Consider the following 19,159-nt stretch of genomic DNA (forward strand, 5'->3'; position numbering starts at 1 on the left):
GAATTGACATGTTACATACAGTATCATAGAATAGTTATTGTTACATATTGTATCATAAAATTAGGTAATGGAGGTCGTTTCATGCTTAGTTCCACTCAAAGGTTCAAAAAGCTATCTTTCCTGTTTCTCGCTTTCTGCATGGTCTTCCTGCTGGCGATGCCGCTTCAAGCATCGGCAAAGCCGCGCGACGAACCGAAAAAGCCCGGGAAACTAACCCTGTCTGACTTTATTTACGATGTGAAGGAAAACAAAGGTACAGTTACGATTACCGTGGATCGAATTGGCGGTAAAGACGGCGAAGTATCGGTGAAGTACTGCAACTGCAGCTTGACGGCCAAAGCAGGCGAAGACTTCAATCATGTTTCAGGCGTTCTCGTGTTTGGCGACGGCGAAACGAAGAAAACGTTCACGGTGCCAATTGTAGACGATTCCAAGAAGGAGTTTTTGGAAGCGTTTAACGTCTATCTGAAGGATCCGACCGGCGGTGCAACGGTAGGCCCAATCTTCTTCTCCTTCGTAAACATAATCGATAACGATTAAACCGCTATGACCGGGTGGCTCGGAGCAGCAGCATAAAAAGGCTGAGCCGCCCATTCACCACTACCCGGATGGAAAGGAAATCGCACATGTTCAAAAAAGGTATCGTTCTCCTGCTTTCGCTGTTCCTCGCGCTGTCTGCCGGAACAGCCGCCCATGCCCAAACAAAAGACAAGCCAGCCCCATATACCAACCCTATAATCCTAACTCTGGACGAACAGCTCCAGCCCGGCCAATTTTCGGTAACCTTCTCTAGACCAATCAGTCTGAAGCATCTTGAAGCAAATTTCACCATCCCGAATAAGAAAATCAAGTGGTATACCGAGCTATACGGCGGGTACAACAAGTCCTATTATGGCGTAATTGACAATGCCACCAAAGGGCACGACTATCTCGTTAAACTTGGCAAAGGGCTCGATCGGGCCAAAACCGTCGATCTCAGCCTGTTGTGGCGCAAAGATTATATTGATGGCGAACTGGGCTTTTTTCTGGAAATCGGTACATTCGAATTGACATCGACCACGAAAACCAGTGTAGAACAGCTCAAAAAAAGTATAAAAGCAAACAATGCACCGGTAAACGTAGAGCCTGCTTCGGAAAATGATGGTTTCCACTGGATCATCACAATTCCGCTTGCACAGCCTTCCGTGAATTACGCCATTACATTTGCAAAACCAATCATTCTATCCAATACCGTCTACAGCTGGAGTCCCATACTGGTCCAGATTAAAAGCGCCATGCTGGATTTGCCAGCCGGCACCATTCAGCTTACCCTTCAAATGGGGGCGGAGCGAGAGCTCTCGCTCCACGATTTCGACATTACAGCAACACGTAATGATAAGCCTTACACGTTACAAAACGTAACCTACAGCAAAGAGGGACTCCTCTCCTTCTCTCCCATTGCCGATCTCGCGACGGAAGAAAATCTGTCGATTCAAATCGCAGGCAAAGCTTCAAGCAGCGTGCAAGGAACCATTCAAGTAAGGAACAAGTGATGCTGGACTAATGGAGGGATTAAGTTGGTGTTACACCTCGGTAATACCATTGCAGAGCTAAGGGAATCCAGGGCGATGAAGCAAGAAGACTTAGCCAGAACGCTTGGGATTTCCAGATCTACGCTCTCGCATTACGAGAAGAACAGAAGGAAACCCCCACTCGACATCATCGTTCTATTGGCTGCAACGTTTAACATTCCTGTGGAGCAAATTATTAACGCTCCAGCGAATCAGGAGTTGTAGGTCGGCTTTTCGCACTACAGCTGCTTCTTGCAAAGCTCATACAGCGCAGTGGACGCCGCACCGCAGCCCCAATCGAAGATCGTAAATTCACCGACCGCAAGACCATCGGAATGATTGACATTCTCCATGTGAAAGCCGTAATCGCTTTCCTTCATATGGGGATGGACCTGCTCGTACTTTGCCTTCACATCGGCATTCTCCGGGCAGTACATCATATAGAACGATGCCTTCATCGCCCAGTAGGCGCGGTATCGATAGGCTTCATCGCCTGTCGTTTCGTAGTAGCCCATGTAGATGCCGGCAAATAAGCTTTGTCTGGCGTCGTTCCACTCCGAGTCGCAGTTCATTACGCCGAAGCCGCCAACCGTAGGAACGGTGTGGAATGGCGGCTGCCATATTTGCTGGTACAGCGATGCTTCAGCAAGTACAATCTGCCCTTGCCCCAGATAATGCGCGCTGCCCGTCAATAGGTACAGATCGCGCATCGCTTCCGCTGTCCAGTACATGCCGAAATTACATTGGCTGTACAACCCGCTTCTTGCATCGCGAACCCCCGGCTGCTTCTGCTCCCACATGCCGGCGCATGACCAGTAGGTCTCGAAATCCTCCCAGCGTCCTTCCGCTATAACCCGCTTCTCAAGGAAAGCCGCTGCGCGTACGGCCGCTTCCAGATAAGCCGGCTCAGGCCGCAGCCGGTACAAGCTGCAGAGGAGCATAATATGCGCTGCCGTTTCCGAGCTGACCGTAAGATAGGCTGAGCCTTCCAGGGTCTGCGGATGAACCCATGCCGGGAAGCTGCCATCCTCTTCCTGCAGCTCAAGCAGAGTCTGCACATAACGATCCACATAGTTCATGATGCGCTCGTCCTTATGAATATCCCTGTACCACTTCAGAAGCCAGATGCTTGTCCACGAGCAATCGAGCAAATGCGCATAATCATGCTGTCCCTTCGGAACACGGGAATGAGACATAATCCAGCGTCCATCCTCCCAGCGATTATCCGGCCCTGCCATATAACAAGCCGGGAACAGTCCGTTCGTCTGCGGCGCAGCAAGCGCGAAGGCCAGCGACTTCTCCGCCTTCTGCATCCAGTCCTGTTTGCCCCATGCCTTTCCCCACATCCAGTAGCCATACGCACTGCGAAGACTGCAGAACCAGGCTTGATTCCAGATGCTCTTCTTCTCACGCCAAACCTCTTCCTGGCCGTAACCCGGCTGCTGCCGCGTCGTAACGATGAATACAACGCCGCCGACTTCCTGACCGTCCAGCTCAAATTGCTGCCAGCTGACCGACTCCCACCGTTCGAATGCCCATTCATAGGCGTATTTGGCGTAACGCTCCAGCTCCCTGATTCCACTGTCAGGTTCCACGGCAGTCATGGCAGAGGATGCATAACGTTCCCAAAGGAAATGCTCCACCGGCCTATAGTCCCTCGATACACCCGCTTCCGATTTCATCCATTCCACCAAATAGAAGCTAAGCACAATCGGTGCTTGTACAGCACGCGGCTTCGGCTCCAGTTGATAGTAAGTATGGCCTGTATCGCGATAATCGGAGACCCCATAATAGAGCGCATGAGCGGACAGCTCATAATCCATAATGTGAGGCAGTACCCGATTCGACGCCAGATGTGCGATATCCGGAATCAGTGCGCACATCCTCGACTCGTCCTCCAGAATAATAGCCGGTGAGCGAAAAACGATGTCCCCGATCGTCATCCCCTCAAGCGGCGTAAGATGGGTTTTCCAGCTAAGCGCAAGCTCCGAATCGACGGGCATTACGAGTTGAAATCCACCAAGCAAGCCTTCACTGCCTGCACTTAGGCGCACTTCCATACGACTACAGCTGTAGGCGCCAGACTGACCTTCATCGGGTGCAAGCTTAACGTGAACTCTACCTCCATCCGCCGCGGAACCGACCCATTCCGCTGCGCCGGAATCGGACTGATCCAAACCGTAGGTGTGCCACTGTCCATTCTCAAACCACCGGAAGCCAAACTCATTACTTAGCCAAGAACTATGCCGCATCTAAAGATCCTCCCTGTGTACGGATTCTATTGGGATTATACGTCACTGCGTTTCGGGCCTTCTGTTTTACCATGAAGCAAATCTTTAATTCGATCATCCCTATCCGGAAAGCTGGCAAACGGCTGCGAAGGCAGCGACTGATACCAGTAGGCGACCGCACAATAATCATCGCTCAGCTCAAAATAACAATCCTCCGCATCCGGCTCGCTTCCCGCCGCCCGATACTTCGTAAAGTCATCTCCCAAATACGCCTGCGCTTGGCTACTTGAGCCATAGCCGATTTGCTGCACCGTAACTTTCAAGCTGTCTTGGAAATAGATCGGATCGCGAACATGGAAACGATAGATGGAATAGAGACCATTGTCATGATCAACCAAAGGTGCACCTTGATACGGTGTCAGCACCTCATCGAGTCCCCAAGCCGAGCCCATATAATCCTCGGCGCCTGTTCCGCAGATGGTTGGATAGTCCGAATCGCCATCGATATAGAATTTCACTTCCCCTTCGCCCCACCAGCAATCCCGATAGATGCTGCGTACGCCAATCGTCGTTCCGAGGTAAACGCCCTGCCCTTTAATGTTATCCGCGATGACGAAATCCTCGTGCATCGGACATGGATTACTGCGTCTAAACTGTGCATGAAAATACCCGGTCGAATCGTTCAGCTCATCGCCGCGAGTGACATCGAATTGATAGAACAAATGAGAGACATCGGAGCCGGAGTCGTTCTCGATTGTGACGATCGCCTTCTTCTTGAAGGGCATCGGAATCCAGCAGTTCAGCCCTTTCCCGCTCTGCATGGTGACGCAGTCGGATAACATCACCTTCTGCCGGCCATGTGCCACACCAAAGAAATCCCCGATCGGCGCTTCCACGCTCGGATGCGTCTGACCGTCCCAATACATCCGAATAATGACATTACGCATATGATCGACATTGCCCGGCGGAAGCGTGATCCATATATGCCGAATCATACCCGGCCCATCGCAATTAACCAGTTCGATCGTCTCACCTTTACGGAAGCCTTCGATACACGGCGAACCTTTCCGGCCATTCTGCGATTGTCCGCCAGCGCCAACTGCCCCTGTCTTATTTTCCGATGTAAATGCACGGCTCTCTATGTTCTTCAACTCATACAACATGCTGCAGCTACCTCCATCTATTCAGGGATTTTATTGTTCCTCTACCTATTAATGCCACTATTAATACGGAGTTGTCTAGTAAAATAAAAAAGACCCCGAATCGGTTCAACGAACACGCTTCGAGGCCTCTCCTTCCTTACGAATTACTCTTTCACCGAACCAAGCATAATACCGCTAATGAAGTACTTCTGCATGAACGGATACACAACCAGAATCGGAATCATCGTGACGACCAGCTTCGCTGCCGTCAAGCTTCGATTGGATACCGAAGCCATGCTCTTAATCTGCTCAACATCGCGAACAGTCGTATCGAACTTAACGACAAGCTGTTGGATATACGTTTGCAGAGGGAAATCACTGGTTTGCATCGAGTAGATCAGTCCATCATAGTAAGCGTTCCAGTTCCCTACGACGACGAAGAGTGCAATGGTCGCCATAATCGGCATCGACAGCGGAACATAGATTTGCAGCAACCGGCGCCAAGGCCCCGCTCCATCTATACTCGCGGATTCTTCAAGCTCTGAAGGGATGTTACGGAAATAGTTGAGCATGAGGATGATATTGAATTGTCCGACTGCACCGGGAATGACAAGCGCCCAGATCGTACCAAGCATATGCATATCCTTCACGGTGAAGAACATCGGTACCACACTCGGTCCAAACAGCATCGTTCCGATAATGATCCACATGTAGATGCCTCTGGAGCGGAATGCCTTCTTACTTCTGGACAGCGGGTAAGCAGCCAGAACTACCAGCACCATATTAATAATCAAAGCAAGAATAACCCGTTTGACCGATACGCCGGCCGCAGTTAGAATCGCGTGATCTTGGAATATTGTCGAGTACGTTTTCCAGCTCAGACCGAGCGGATAAATGGTAACAAGACCTGCCGTCGCTTTGGCGCTGTCGCTCAATGAAATGGCTAGTATGTTGAGCAGCGGAACAAGTGTAATGACGGCCAACAAGGTCAGAATACCGTATATGATCGTGTTGGTGATAATATCGCTTTTCGTTAATCGAATACCCATCTGTTTCACCCCAATCGTCTAGAACACCTTATATTCGCCGTATTTTTCTGCCAGCCATTGCGAGATTAGAATAAATATAAAGGCAACTGCCGATCGGAACAGCCCTACTGCAGTAGCAAATTCATATTGATTGCTCTGGAAACCCATTCGGTAAATGTACGTGTCGTAAATATCAGCCACTTGATAGACAAGCGGATTATACAGGTTGAAGATTTGATCGAATCCTCCGCTAAGGATGCCTTGAAGACTCAGGATCAGAATGAGGATAACCGTACCTTTGATACTCGGCAGCGTAATATTAACTAACTTCGCCCATCTTGAAGCGCCATCTACATCAGCAGCCTCATACAAGTTCGGATTAATGGCCGTGAGTGCCGCCAAGAATACGATGGCATTAAATCCGAAGCCCTTCCACACATCCGTTAAATAAATGATGATCATAAACCAAGTGTTGTTGTTGAAGAACATCGTCGGCTCGCCGCCGGATATTTTGTGAACCAAGCCGTTAATTAATCCGTCGATGGAGAAGAAGTCTTTGAAAATACCAGCCATAATAACCCACGATAGAAAGAACGGCAGATAGACGATCGTCTGCACCGATCTCTTGAACCACTTCTTCTTAATTTCGTGCAGCAGCAAAGCGAAAGCCAGTGCGCAGGAAATATTCAGAATGATTTTGATCACCGAGATCGTAATGGTATTAATGGTAATTTGTTTAAACTCCGGTATTTGAAACAGCATTTTGAAATGGTCCAGCCCCGCCCAGGGCGATCCCCATATGCCCGCAATCGGATCAAAATATTTGAAAGCCATAATGGATCCAAGCGTAGGGTAAATGCTGAAAATAGCCAATAGGATAATACTCGGAAACAACATGAAGTGATAGTGGATGGCTTCCTTGCTACGCACTCTGTTCGTCTTCAACATCATTCCACCTCAATTCGGATAAAACAAGTGCTGAGGCTGGGGTCAGCTCAGCACTTGTTAAAGAGTGATAATCTGAATTATTTGCCTACGATATCATTCACTTCAGCCGTGATGTCTTTACCGCCCATGTCATTCCAGAGCTTCACGAAGTTATCGAACTCGTCAATCGACTTCTTGCCTGTGATGATTTCAAGGAAGGTCTTCTTCTCCAGGTCATCCATCGAGGCTTTCTTCTTCTGCATCAAATCTGTCGAACCGATAAAAGCCGGAAGCGTTTGTTGAACCGGGTTCTTCACCAGACCTGCTGCGCCGACCGCGAATTGGTTAGCAAGGCTCCACAATCCCAGATCTGCAAACTTGTCTGTTGCTTTCTCATAATTCTGAATTGCCGTTGCTTGTGCTTTCGACTCTGGATCTGCTTTGTCCATAGGCGTTGTGCCGTTAAGTACATCTTGAATCGCTTTGTAACGCACTGTGATTTCATGCGGATCCTTCGCGCTTACGCTGACTGGAAGCAAAGGCATTTTGGCATTCAAGTATTTAGCGCCTTCGTCAATTGTAAGCTTGTTGTACCAATCCAGATGTTTCGTGTTTGCTTCTTGTGCATAGTTCAGCAATTTCATAATCGCTTCCGGATGGCTGAAGCCTTTCTTCACGACAACAAACGATCTAACTGCACCGTAGCCTTTAGCATGAGCAACGCCGTCTACACCTTTAAGTACAGTCGCCTGCCAGTTTGCATTGTGATCGTTCTTAATGGAGTCCGGAAGCGGATACCATGTGGACCACCAAGCGCCTTCGAACACGCCGGCTTTGCCTTTGGCGATCTGCTCAACGGATTTGTTGCTGTCATTCATGATGAAATCAGGTGCAATCATGCCTTCTTTATACCATTTTGCCAGTCTTTCCAGTGCGCCTTTCATTTCCGGCTGAACGGAACCATAACCTACGCTGCCGTCAGCTGTTTTGATCCATTGACCGGGATAGGAGTTATACGCTCCGAATACGAAGTCGAAGGAGTTCGTGTCTGCGCCGTAAATATTTTGTTGGGCAGGAAGCACGCCTGCACCGAATTTGTCTTTGAACGCTTTAAGCGCTGTCTCTACATCATCAAGCGTTTGCGGCTCAGGAAGCCCTACTTGATCCAGCCAATCCTTACGTGTCCAAATGACCGGGATAGCCGTTTCAACGTCTGCGATCGAAGGAATCGCATACAGCTTACCGTCGGAGGAAACCGAGTTCAATGCATCCGGTCCACCTAGTGCAATGCTTTCTTTCAGGAATGGCGATGCATAATCTTCATATACCTTAGACAGATCCTCGATCATGTCTGCTTTAATCAGTTTCTTCAAGATGCTCAGACCATTCGGATCTACGCTGATCGAGAGCACGTCCGGAATGTTATTAGCGGCAATCAGCAAGCTGACCTTTTGCTCGAAAGCAAAGTTCTGGTCACTTGTCGACCAAGCCATCTTCGGCTTTACATTCAAATTCTGCTCGAACCATTTCTGTACATCGTTATTCTCAAAGCTCTCTCCGGCAGGCGGTTTTGCTTCTGCGGAAATCGAGATCCCTGTAGTGAATTCAACCAACTCGTCCATCTTGGCAAACGGATCAGGCTTCTCGGCAGGCGCAGTGTTTTCTGCTGCCGCGTTCGTTGCACCTGCGTCATTCGTTGCTGCCGCATTGTTTGTTGCTGCAGTGCTGCCGTTCTCGCTTGCGTTGTTCGAATTACCGCATGCTGCGCTAGTCAACATTAATGCCGCGATCAGTGAAATCGATGCTGCTGCCTTTACTTTTTTGTTCACTTGAATCCCCCTTGACCTCTGTGAATTTGTTGTATTGCGTATCTCTATAGTAAGCCTGAATTGCGGAAGGACGAGATAGACAATCATCATCAGCAACTGGGAATCCGGTTATCAAATGTACACGTTTCCATAACAAATTTCATACCTTTTCAGCATAATCTTCCCTTGTTGTTGAAAGCGCTTAAATTGTAAATTCGGCACTACCGGTTCCGTTCCCGGAACTCCGTAGGCGTCATGCCGCAATGCTCACGAAACAGCTTGCTGAAATACTTCTCATCTTGGAAGCCGAGCTGATCCGCGATCAAGTAGACCGGTTTGCTCGTTTTGCGCAGCAGCGACTCGGCGGATTGGATTTTCAAGTTTTTCAAGTAATCACTGAATGGGGTACCCACGATATCCTTGAAGCACAGGCTGAAATACCCTCTGCTCATATTGACGGCCTTGGCGACCTCTTCTTGGTTAATGCCATGGAATAAATGCTCGTTCATGAATTTGACCGCATTATTAATGCAGGAGACCACTTCCTCGGAGTAGCGTTTCCCTTGCTCGTTCTTGAAGATCGGCGCATACTCACTCCCGCTCCGGTCTTTGTTCTCGCGCCGGATGCGGCTCTCGATTCGCTCCAGCACATCCTCGAGTTTCTCCTTCTTCAGCTGTGTTTTCACAATATAATCAATAGCGCCCAGGCGCATCGTCTCTTGTATGAATTCAAAGTCTTGATGACAGGTCAGCACGACCACCTTCAGATCGGGGAAGCTGTTTCGCGTCTCCTTCATGAGCTCGAACCCGGACATCCCCGGCATCGTCAGATCCATGAACATGACATCGACGCCATTGCCTTTGAGGAACTCAAGCGCTTTGTCCCCGCTGCTGACGTCGCCAACGATCTTAAAGCTGAATTTCTCCCACGGAAGTACGGAAATGAGCCCTTTTCTCACATAGATTTCATCGTCTACGATTAAAGTTCTGATCATTGTAATTCCTCCTTATGCTCTCTGCGGTTGATGGGTAGACGGAGCTTGAATACGGTCCCTACACCCTTCTCGCCCTTGATGTCCATTTCAGCCTCTTGCCCGTAATTCACTTCAAGCATGTATTTGACATAGCTGAGCCCGATTCCCATGCCAACCTTCTTGTGTTCCTCGGATTGCGGCTCCATCATTCGCGCAATGTCCGCATCAGTCATCCCTTCTCCGCTGTCTTCGACGGTAATAATCAATTGCTTGTCCTGCTCATAGACAGCAATCTTAATAGAGCCGCTTTCATCCTTGAGACCATGATAGATGGCATTCTCCACGATCGGCTGCATAATAAAGCGCGGAATACTGACATCGCCAAGCGTAGGATCTACGACAATTTGGACGTCAAAATGATAGGCATACCGAATGCGCTGCAAATCCACATAGTTCTGAAGCGCCTCCACTTCCTCGTTTAAGGAGACGATCCCGCCTTCCTTGCCCAGATTATAGTGAAGCACTCTCGTAAAGAGCGCGACCAAACGGTCAATCTCGTCCTGCCCGTTCATTCTTGCCAGCCACTGGACCGTGTTCAGCGTATTATGCAGGAAATGAGGATTAATCTGGTGCAAAATTTTCTCCACCTCGATGACCCGCTTCTTACGCTCCTTCTCTTCCAGCTCCTTGAACAAGTCCGAAATTTTGATTTTCATATCGTTAAACTGCTCTAGCAAACTATCAAACTCGAGAATTCCGGTCATCTTCACCTTGGAATTAAATTTGTTATGCGCCAGCAAAATAATTTCTCTGTTAATGGTCCGCAGCGGCCGCGAGACAATTCTCCATATGGAGAGTCCCAGAAACAAACTGATGACAATGGACAGTACGGCGAACAGCGCGAATTTGCCGATCCATTTCTTCACATCTGCACTGTAGGCTTTCGTCTTCACCGCGGAGAGAATGTACCATCCCTGCTCGCCTTTCTGCGAGAAAACATAGTAGCCTTTCTTGATCGCATCCGATTTGCTTGTGCTGCTGAGTTTCTTGACATCGATTCGCTCACCAATTGCAAAGTCTTCCGGCCGCTGACTGTACATCACTTGCCCTTGATCGTTCAGCAGAATCGAGGCTACATCGAGCTTATACCGCTGCGATTTCAGAAGATCCTCAAACAGCTTAATGCCGGTCTCGACATAAACGTATAAATCAGCTCCCTCGATGAGGTTCACCTTTCGCGCGATCGAGAAAACCTGCATATCCTTCGTAGACTTTACGGTCATATGAGGCCCATAGAAAGTGGCATTAATGCCATCCGCAAGCTTGGGCAGCAGCTCTAGGCTAAACCCCTCAGACACGCTCTGATTCTCGAACATGACCTGATTCTTATTGGCATAATAGAAGAAAATGAGCCCAAGATCCGGTTTCGCGGCATTTATGAGCGAGATGCTCTCTATAACCGCTTTCTTCTTCTCGTATTTGGTCAAAATATCTTTCGTATCGATAAAAGTTTCAATATCGTCAGCCACTCGCCCGTTATACATCGCAAGCTGGAGCGCTGAATCTTCTAGATTCGAGAATACATGGTCGACGCTAATTTGGAACTGTTTCATATTGCTGTGAATACCGTCATCGATATTCGTGTTTAAGAGTGAAATCATAGATACATAGGAGATATAGCCGATTAGCGTTAACGGAATGATCGAGCTAAGGATTAGGAAAAAATACGCCCTGTTCTTAAGAGAGTACGACGATTTCGGCAGCAATTTGTGGTTCCCCCGCTCCTGATGAATGGTTTCCATTGATTGTTATTATTGTAAGGAATGTTAAAGGGAACCGTCAATCCGCCATAATACATCATAATCTTTCATTATCTTACATATTTCTGCACTCCCGCCTACGAAGCAAGGCTGGCCTTAGTCAATGGACTAAGGACCAGCCTCCGATTGGAAGTGATTTCCGTTATGTTGGTTTAGCCGCGAACGACTGTGATGGTGTAGGTTTTCTTCGTTCCGTCCTGTGCTGTCACAGTAACGGACACCGTGTTGTTCCCAACAACCAAATTGCTGCCGCCCGTGATCGTTGCTTTAGCATTCCAGTCTGCTGCAATTGCAGTCACAAGCACTGACTTCTGGCCGCGAGGTACCTTCACTTGATAAGCTTGGTTGTCCGGTGTGAAGCTCGGCACCGACTTTCCGTCGACGAACAAGCCGATTAAATTCGCATTGCCGGATTTGGCACGGTTGATCATAATCGTGTAGGTTTGCTTCGTTCCGTCCTCAGCCGTTACCTGTACGTTTACTTGATTGCTTCCGATGACAAGCGACAAAGCAGGATCGACGGAAACTTTGGCTTTCTCGCTTGCCGCTTTCGCACTTACATACACCACAATCATGCTGTTCGGCACGGTTACGGAGTACGTAAGCTTACCGGGTACTAAAGTGATCAGCGATTGTCCGTTAATTTTCAATTCACTAAGTTCAGTATTATTTGACTTGGCCCGAGTAATTGTCAGCGTGTATACCTTGCTGCTGCCGTTCTCTGCCGTTACCGTTACCGATGCTGTGTTGTTGCCAACAGCAAGAGCCGAGCCGCCATTTACGGCAACCGTTGCATATGGATCAGCTGTCGCTGTTACCGCGACCGATGTTGTTGTGTTAGGTACTTGCAACGAATACGAAAGCGTATCCGCATTGAAGCCTGCAACCGTGACACCATCGACCTTCAGGTCACTGAGGTTCGCGTTCTTGGAAATGCCGGATGGGAACACAAGGTCAGGATGTTGATTGTAGAAGCTGCTTGCTGCCGGGCCGACTCTAGTAATATCGCCAAGTCCGTCTACGCCATTGGAAGTCCATGGCATCATGCCCGCCCAACCATTTGCAAAAGCACTTGCGTAATCCTGTGTTAATGTATGGCCATTCGTACCCAGTGCAGCTGTCTCGCCAATCACTGCCGGACGATCCGCAGACAATCCGAACTGCTCCGGTGTCATGTACATCGGGTTACCCCAATATTGACCCATCCAGTCGTAGTAATGCGGTGCCCAGAAATCCAGCTTCGCCTGCGGATTGCCGCCGGCTTTGGCCATCAACACATCATCGCCGACTTTATTGCCTTGGCAGCCTTCCGTACAGGTGTCGCTGTTGTATTTGATCATTGCGACGCCTACCGTTGTAAGCACGCTGCTGTTGGCGTGAACGCCTACGCTCATTTTCGCGAAGAGAGACTGCAAATTCTCCCAAGGAAGCTTGCTTTCCTCGAATACCCAGTCCGGCTCATTCATAAAGTCGATCGACCATAGATAAGGGTTGTTTTTGTAACGATTCGTGAACGGAATCACGTAATTATTAACATACGAGTCGATGTTAGCGTCGCTCATCAACATCTTTCTCCAGCTGTCATAGCTCGGATGGGAATTCTTCATATGGTCAAAAGAAAGCAGGGTTGCCATGATATAAACGCCATGCTTCTGAGCCAGATAGAACAAGCTGTCCAGGTCATTCCAATGTGCCGCGGTTGCGCCTGACACATGCCCTGTCGCATCGATGTTGATGCCAACTTCTCCGTTTGAAGTGATCCAAACGCGGGAGGCATTCACGCCGTTAGCATGCAGCAGTGCGAAGTGTGTGTCCCAGAAGTCATAATCGAAATCGCCGCCAAAATCATTCCAGTTGTCCCACGGGGTATTGGCACCGTTAAACCAAATTTCCTCATTATGACCGCCGTAAAATTTGTTGCCTTTGATCGTAATAGGATTGCCTTGGCTTGCTGGAAGATCGCGGATCAGTTTAATCGTATACGTTTGTTTGGTCAGGTCCTTCGCCGTTACCTCTACCGAAACCGCATTCTCGCCAACAGCAAGATTGCTGCCACCGGTAATCGCAACAGTTGCATCAGCAGCAGTAGCTGCAGCCGTTACCGCAGCCGAAGTTGTACCGTTCGGAACATGTGCAATATAAGAAAGGTCTTTGCTTGTGAAACCCGCTACCGTTGTGCCATTGACACGAAGGTCGCTTAAGCCTGCAGGATTCGGAACTTCAACAGGCGTACCGCCGAGAATACCGATGCTGTCGATATAGACGCTGCCTGCAAAGTCGCCGCTCGATTGCACTTGAACGCCGAACTCATTGAATGGCGTCTTAGCTCCTGCAGGAATGGTCAGTGTCAGCGTATTCCATGCATCCTTCGTCAAATTGCTGTACGGTATGAAGTTGCCTGTCCATGACCAGGTGCTGTCCATCATATAAGGCTGGATGCCTGCGATTGCTGCGCCGCCCGGTACCCAAACATGGAATTCATAGGTGCTTCCTGCGGTAAGTCCTGCAGGTGAGCTCAGTTTTGCGAATGGTCCTTGGGAGCCTGTCACATTAAGCGTCATTTTCAAGGATTGATTCCCTTGGTATGCCTTCTCGGAGCTGACAGCTACCGTCGACCCCGTTGTTCCTGTGAAGCCTTGTGTGTTCGTCTCGAAATTGAATTGTGCTGTATCTGCTGCAGCGTCTGCGCTTACAGGTACGACGATTAAGGCTGCCAACATAGACATGATGAGGAATAAGGCGATCTGCTTACGAAGCTTTATCATTCTTGATTCACCCCAACTAATGTAGTTTTAGTAGATTTCCAAAAGCCAAGCATCGACATTGCCGCCAGAACTCCCCCTTTCATTAACGTAAAGCGCTTACAAATCTTATGAAAATAGAAAGTTGATTGGTTTCCGTGTTGCAACTCAAACTTTACAATTTATTAGTTTTGTAATATTCAAGTTTACAAATTGAACCTTATTCATCAACTCTTTGGTGATTTCGATTATAGTTGATCCAATTTCATTCTGTAAATATGCAATTTTCGAATTTATTGTTTGTTTAGCTAGTGCTTGATTATGTTTTGTTTAGTTACAAAATTACCATTTTGTTTATTGACAAAAAATGCGGCTAACTTACAATAAAGAGAGAGATTTCAACATTGAAGGATGGTTATTCGTGAGTAGAAAAATTACAACCAGCGATATTTCCTTAGCACTCGGCCTTTCTCGGAACACGGTATCTAAGGCGCTTAACGGCCATTCCAGCATTACCATAGAAACAAGGAAGAAAATCGTCGATCAAGCCATTGCGATGGGATACAAGAAATTGAAGCCTGTTACTAGCGGAGTTTCTGCTGCTGAAACCGCGGGCAAAGCACGGAGTATCGCCTACATCACCAAGAGTCAAATTAATCACGGGACAGGCTTCTGGTTGAATGTCCTGAGCGGCGTCGAGCAGATGATCAGCCGGAACGGCTATGAGATGAAGCTTAGCTTTGTGAAGAATGAGGATATGGAAGCGCTTGAGCTCCCTGCCCTGCTCGCAAGCGACATTGCCGGCATTATTGTAGCCGGCAGCTTCGACAAGCCCTATACCGAGAAGCTGATGGCACTCCCGCATCCGAAGGTGTTCATTAATATCCATCCTGATATACCGTTATCCGACCTGCAGACAGACGTCGTCTTTATGGAGAATGAGGACAGCATCTATCAGATTACACGGCATCTGATGAAGCTCGGCCATACGGAGATCGGATTCATCGGCGAAATCTTCTCTTGCCGCAGCTTCATGGAGCGTTGGTTCGGCTTCCAGCGCGCTCATTTCGATACGAATTTACCCATTCAGCCATCACTATGCCTTACCGTCCGGAACGAGGAGATCTACCAGAACTACGAAGGAATCGCTCGGTCTTTGAAAGAGCTGCCGGAGCTGCCGACTGCCTTCGTATGTGCGAATGACAAAATCGCCCTGCATGTCATCAAATATCTCCATGAAATCGGTAAAACGGTTCCCCGCGATATCGCCGTTACCGGATTTGATCAGATTAGCGAAGCTGAATTTCTCGGCTTCTCCCTTACGACCGTCGCGCTCGATGAATACCAGCTTGGCCAGCGGGCAACAGAGCAGCTGCTCACCCGCATGAGCAAACCGGACCGCGCGTTCGAGACGGTTCGCTTAGCGGCCAAGGTCGTCATTGGCGAGAGCTCGTCGTCGTTGAGACAGTCGTACTAGCTACAAAGGCTTCTCACCTCCAGCGTTCAAGTGAACGCGGGGTGAGAAGCCTTTGTTTGTCATGCTAAAGAACCGTTAGTTCACCTTAACCAGCAGATGCGAATATTTCTTAATTTTCGCCTTCGAAATGGGTACGCTTATTCCGGCTGCTCCCTTGAAATAGGCATCATTACCGTATAGACCAACCTCAATCCGGTCCACGAGCGGTACATTAACAAGGCAGGACGGATGAAACAAATCATAGCCAAGCGGCGACAATACCTGCTTATAGTGTTCCACGTTGACTAATTGCAGATAGACGCCATCCCTCGTTACAAACATTGGAATTCCAGCTTTATAGCTCGACTTCCCCCTTAACTGCGGCGTAACTCCCATATACAGCACTTCTGTGGCCAGATTCAAATTTCTGCAGATGACCTGGTTGTTGACCGGTTCCATTTTGACGCAGTACACATAAATGGAGTCCGTTCTCTCGTTGCTCTTGTTGACCACCTATTGCATTCTACCTCCCATATCAATCACATATCGCGGCTACCTTAGCTACTAGTATATGTTCACATTACGTGATTGTAAATAATAAAAGACGCTTTTCGAGTCCGATTTTCCTCGGCCATTGGTTGTAAGCTATAATAGCAAATGATTGGATGACGTCATGGAGGTGAACGGATGCGTACGTTCGGAGAACGACTTTCTTACTTGAGGCATCGTAAGGGGTTGTCGCAAGAGGAGTTTTCGAAGCTGCTATCGATCGGGAAAAGCACGTTGGGCATGTACGAGACGAATAAACGCGAGCCGGGCCATGATATGACATCCCATATTGCAGCATTCTTCGAAGTTAGCGTGGATTGGTTAACGACAGGCAAAGAATTCGCCCATACGCCGATGGCTTCTACGCAAGAGGAGATCATTATTAAGGACCTCGTGCAGCGCTATCATATTGATCTGACAAGAGAGCGTACCCGAGAGAAGCTGGAGAAGATTATTCAGCTTGTTTTCGAAGAAACAACATAATGATCGCATTCTGAATGAACGCAATCAGTTCCTCAGTCGGTACATCGCGCAACTCCGGTATTTCCTTCTTCAGTTCTTCGATGATATGCTGAACGTCTTCCATGAACTTCGGCTTACCCCTTTGGCAGCTGTTCTTCTAGTATTAGTATAAATCGAATTGGAAGATTTGGAACATCGATTCAGATAGGCCGATTGTTGTTGACATAAACTAGTAAAACATGGTAATAAAAGAGGCTTCCCCTCACGTTTTGGTTAAACGTGGCAGGGAAGCCTTTTGTGATTGCGTTATGGCTTGCTAGGCAGCTTGTTCGCTTGACGGATGAGCGAGAAATACTGATCCGCCAAAACGACGTCATATTCCGGTCCGAGAGAGTCGGTAATGGCAGCAACGTCCGTAGGCGTCAGACTCCAAGCCAGCAGGCCAATGGAGATGAAGAGCGGCGATTTGCCATCCCATTTCGCTTTGGCATCGGCAAGAATGTTCTTCCCTTCGCTCACAGCGCTAATTCCTCTAATCGTCGAAACCGGCAGTCCATTGCTGATTTGCACTTCGGAAGTATCGCCCCAGCTTAAGAAGACCCCAGATGGATTGTACTCATTGCGGTATGCCGTACTCTTCGCATCACTGAGCGGGATATTCTGTCCGTCCACGCGGTTAAGGATATACGGAATGTCCATCCCCGTCTGTTTCAAATACTTCTTGCTGCTCTTCAAGAAATCGGCGAACGAGCTGTCCGGCCAAGCGTCCGGATAGAAGTATCCGGCACCGGAAGGTCCGGCGATAATTTGATCATTCGCTGTTGCCGTGCTTCGGAAATAGTTCAACATTACCGGAGCAGCGTCGTATAACAGCGGGCTGGATGTCCAGTTGATCGGCACTTGGCCGCGGCTTGGGTCATCCCACAGAATACGCATCCGGTGCTGGTTATATTGGAGGTTGTCTCCTTCACTGAACGTGTAGGTGACATAGATTTTGTTCTCCAGCTTCACCGGCGCCGGCGCTTTCGACTTCACGTCCTTCGGTTTGGAACCGGAGAACACCGTCAAATTGCTGAACCAGTCTGCCGCCAGGACATAAACGCCATGGTTGGAAGTGACTTCAACGCCGTTAAACTCGCCTTCCACATCATTGTTGAACCAGCCTAAGTAAGGGGTGCCCGGTTTAACGTCGGAGAGGATTTTCTCAAAGAGCGCCTTCTGCTCGGGAACGTTGGAATCGAGCCAGAACACCATCGCTTTATTGGCAACAGCGTAGTCGCGCAGATAACCATACGGCTCCTTCGTCAGTGAAGTGAACGGCTTCTCATTGCTGGCGCTTACTTTGTATTGGTTCCACATGTCTGCGGACACTACCAGTTCCTTCGTTCCAACCGGCGGTGTAAATTTATACGTGAAGTAACGGCCGTTATCGGCGAAACGATGGCCGCCGCTGCCATCCGAAACTTGCGAGCTTTGCGGATCGTAGAGGAATGGTTCTTCCTCCGGCTTACCAGGAAGGAAATGCGCAATGACTTGACCATCCGCTTTCACGGTGACTTCATGTACTGCTGCTCCCCATCCGTCAGCCGGGAAAGCATCCCCGAACTTCACGTACACATCCGGCTTGCTCAGATACTTGCTCAAATCAAGGTCATATACTTTACGATTCGCCGCATCTCGCTCTTCCGTCGGTTCCTGAGCAACCGTTTCGAAGCGATCCGGCTGTTCCACCGGTACGCGTGCCGTTGTATCCGGACTTAGTCCGACCAGCATGCGGTGCGTGGAATCTTTCCATAGATTCTCATACTGCCACGTGTAAGCATCTAACCGGTCCTTGAATTTCCCTTGCAGATCCTCAATGACACTTAGGTTATAAGGAGCGGCCTTCAGCTGTGCGGCAAGCTCCGGACTAACAGCCACGCCGCCTTTTAGCCCAGCCAACGTAGTAGCAACGTTAATCGAATCCGGGACGGCCGGATCGTAAATGATAATGCCTTTGACTTCGCCTTTATAACGCTTCAGAATATCCCAGTAGCTGTCATAGACACGGTAGTTAACATCCAAATCGTTCAGCCATTTGAATTTACCTTCTTCTTTGTTCTCAAGCAGGTAGATCCGCGGCTCCTGACGATTTATAATACCCTGCAAGGTACTAAACAACAGCTTAATGTCGCCCGGTGCGTCATAAATATCAGCAACATCCAGCTGCTTCGCTTGTTTGAAGCTTGGGAGCATTTGCTCCTTCGGCCAAGAGATGGATGGATTACTCGCAGATGGATTCGCTGCGTTCTGAGGCTCCGCAGATTTGTCCTGTGGAGAATCGGCGAACGTGCCGGATGAGAATGTCATCGTACATACTAAGGCCAGACTGATTGCGGTTAGCTTTCGGATCATTTTTACTTACACCTCTCCATTTATGGAATTATAGAACTGTCCCAGACGCTTTCAGTCACACCTCCTTAACAGCTGCT

At 48.7% G+C, this 19,159-nt stretch carries 16 protein-coding genes; 5 read left to right on the forward strand and 11 right to left on the reverse strand.

Annotation, left to right across the window (positions count from 1 at the left end):
* The first annotated feature begins 81 nt into the window (after window positions 1-81).
* The 3 genes from AC50Y3_RS21770 (at window position 82) to AC50Y3_RS21780 (ending at window position 1,775) form a co-directional block, all read left to right on the forward strand.
* Window positions 82-540 carry a Calx-beta domain-containing protein gene (locus AC50Y3_RS21770; RefSeq protein WP_494820823.1) on the forward strand — a complete coding sequence of 153 codons (459 nt, stop codon included), beginning with the start codon at window positions 82-84 and terminating at the stop codon, window positions 538-540.
* 86 nt (window positions 541-626) lie between these two features.
* A complete protein-coding gene (locus AC50Y3_RS21775; protein WP_494820824.1) occupies window positions 627-1,532 on the forward strand; it encodes a hypothetical protein in 906 nt (301 codons plus the stop codon).
* Window positions 1,533-1,559: 27 nt separating this feature from the next.
* Window positions 1,560-1,775 (forward strand): helix-turn-helix transcriptional regulator, encoded by a 216-nt coding sequence (locus AC50Y3_RS21780; RefSeq protein WP_494820983.1) that lies wholly within the window; start codon window positions 1,560-1,562, stop codon window positions 1,773-1,775.
* Window positions 1,776-1,789: 14 nt separating this feature from the next.
* On the opposite strand, the gene AC50Y3_RS21785 is transcribed toward AC50Y3_RS21780, so the two are convergent.
* The 8 genes from AC50Y3_RS21785 to AC50Y3_RS21820 form a co-directional block, all read right to left on the reverse strand.
* Window positions 1,790-3,802 carry a hypothetical protein gene (locus AC50Y3_RS21785; RefSeq protein WP_494820825.1) on the reverse strand — a complete coding sequence of 671 codons (2,013 nt, stop codon included), beginning with the start codon at window positions 3,800-3,802 and terminating at the stop codon, window positions 1,790-1,792.
* Window positions 3,803-3,837: 35 nt separating this feature from the next.
* A complete protein-coding gene (locus AC50Y3_RS21790) occupies window positions 3,838-4,944 on the reverse strand; it encodes a glycoside hydrolase family 172 protein (RefSeq protein WP_494820826.1) in 1,107 nt (368 codons plus the stop codon).
* A gap of 143 nt (window positions 4,945-5,087) precedes the next feature.
* Window positions 5,088-5,972, reverse strand: a complete 885-nt coding sequence (locus AC50Y3_RS21795) for a carbohydrate ABC transporter permease (protein WP_494820827.1) — start codon at window positions 5,970-5,972, stop codon at window positions 5,088-5,090.
* A gap of 18 nt (window positions 5,973-5,990) precedes the next feature.
* Window positions 5,991-6,896 carry an ABC transporter permease gene (locus AC50Y3_RS21800; RefSeq protein ID WP_494820828.1) on the reverse strand — a complete coding sequence of 302 codons (906 nt, stop codon included), beginning with the start codon at window positions 6,894-6,896 and terminating at the stop codon, window positions 5,991-5,993.
* A gap of 80 nt (window positions 6,897-6,976) precedes the next feature.
* The gene (locus AC50Y3_RS21805; RefSeq protein ID WP_494820829.1) at window positions 6,977-8,707 is read right to left on the reverse strand and encodes a type 2 periplasmic-binding domain-containing protein; all 1,731 of its coding nucleotides are present in this window, start codon (window positions 8,705-8,707) and stop codon (window positions 6,977-6,979) included.
* Between the two features lie 200 nt (window positions 8,708-8,907).
* Window positions 8,908-9,681: a response regulator transcription factor gene (locus AC50Y3_RS21810; RefSeq protein ID WP_494820830.1), complete on the reverse strand. Its 774-nt coding sequence runs from the start codon at window positions 9,679-9,681 to the stop codon at window positions 8,908-8,910.
* On the reverse strand, window positions 9,678-11,426 hold the full coding sequence (locus tag AC50Y3_RS21815; protein WP_494820831.1) for a sensor histidine kinase: 1,749 nt from the start codon (window positions 11,424-11,426) through the stop codon (window positions 9,678-9,680). Before AC50Y3_RS21815 ends, AC50Y3_RS21810 begins: the two co-directional genes overlap by 4 nt.
* Window positions 11,427-11,632: 206 nt before the next feature.
* The gene (locus tag AC50Y3_RS21820) at window positions 11,633-14,245 is read right to left on the reverse strand and encodes a cadherin-like beta sandwich domain-containing protein (RefSeq protein WP_494820832.1); all 2,613 of its coding nucleotides are present in this window, start codon (window positions 14,243-14,245) and stop codon (window positions 11,633-11,635) included.
* A gap of 397 nt (window positions 14,246-14,642) precedes the next feature.
* Here AC50Y3_RS21820 and AC50Y3_RS21825 point away from each other — a divergent pair, with 397 nt between their 5' ends.
* Entirely contained in the window at window positions 14,643-15,698 is a 1,056-nt protein-coding gene (locus tag AC50Y3_RS21825) for a LacI family DNA-binding transcriptional regulator (RefSeq protein ID WP_494820833.1), read from the forward strand.
* A gap of 75 nt (window positions 15,699-15,773) precedes the next feature.
* Here the strand turns inward: AC50Y3_RS21825 and AC50Y3_RS21830 are convergent, their stop codons facing one another.
* Window positions 15,774-16,190 carry a hypothetical protein gene (locus tag AC50Y3_RS21830; RefSeq protein WP_494820834.1) on the reverse strand — a complete coding sequence of 139 codons (417 nt, stop codon included), beginning with the start codon at window positions 16,188-16,190 and terminating at the stop codon, window positions 15,774-15,776.
* Window positions 16,191-16,364: 174 nt separating this feature from the next.
* On the opposite strand from AC50Y3_RS21830, the gene AC50Y3_RS21835 reads away from it, so the two are divergent.
* Entirely contained in the window at window positions 16,365-16,709 is a 345-nt protein-coding gene (locus tag AC50Y3_RS21835) for a helix-turn-helix domain-containing protein (protein WP_494820835.1), read from the forward strand.
* Here the strand turns inward: AC50Y3_RS21835 and AC50Y3_RS21840 are convergent.
* Together AC50Y3_RS21840 and AC50Y3_RS21845 are read right to left on the reverse strand one after the other, a co-directional pair.
* Complete coding sequence (locus tag AC50Y3_RS21840) at window positions 16,678-16,812, reverse strand: hypothetical protein (RefSeq protein ID WP_494820836.1); 135 nt, start codon at window positions 16,810-16,812, stop codon at window positions 16,678-16,680. The two genes, AC50Y3_RS21835 and AC50Y3_RS21840, sit on opposite strands and share 32 nt — an antisense overlap.
* 182 nt (window positions 16,813-16,994) lie before the next feature.
* Complete coding sequence (locus AC50Y3_RS21845; RefSeq protein WP_494820837.1) at window positions 16,995-19,082, reverse strand: GxGYxYP domain-containing protein; 2,088 nt, start codon at window positions 19,080-19,082, stop codon at window positions 16,995-16,997.
* Window positions 19,083-19,159 lie beyond the last annotated feature (77 nt).

The sequence above is a fragment of the Paenibacillus sp. J22R98 genome (assembly GCF_059383835.1).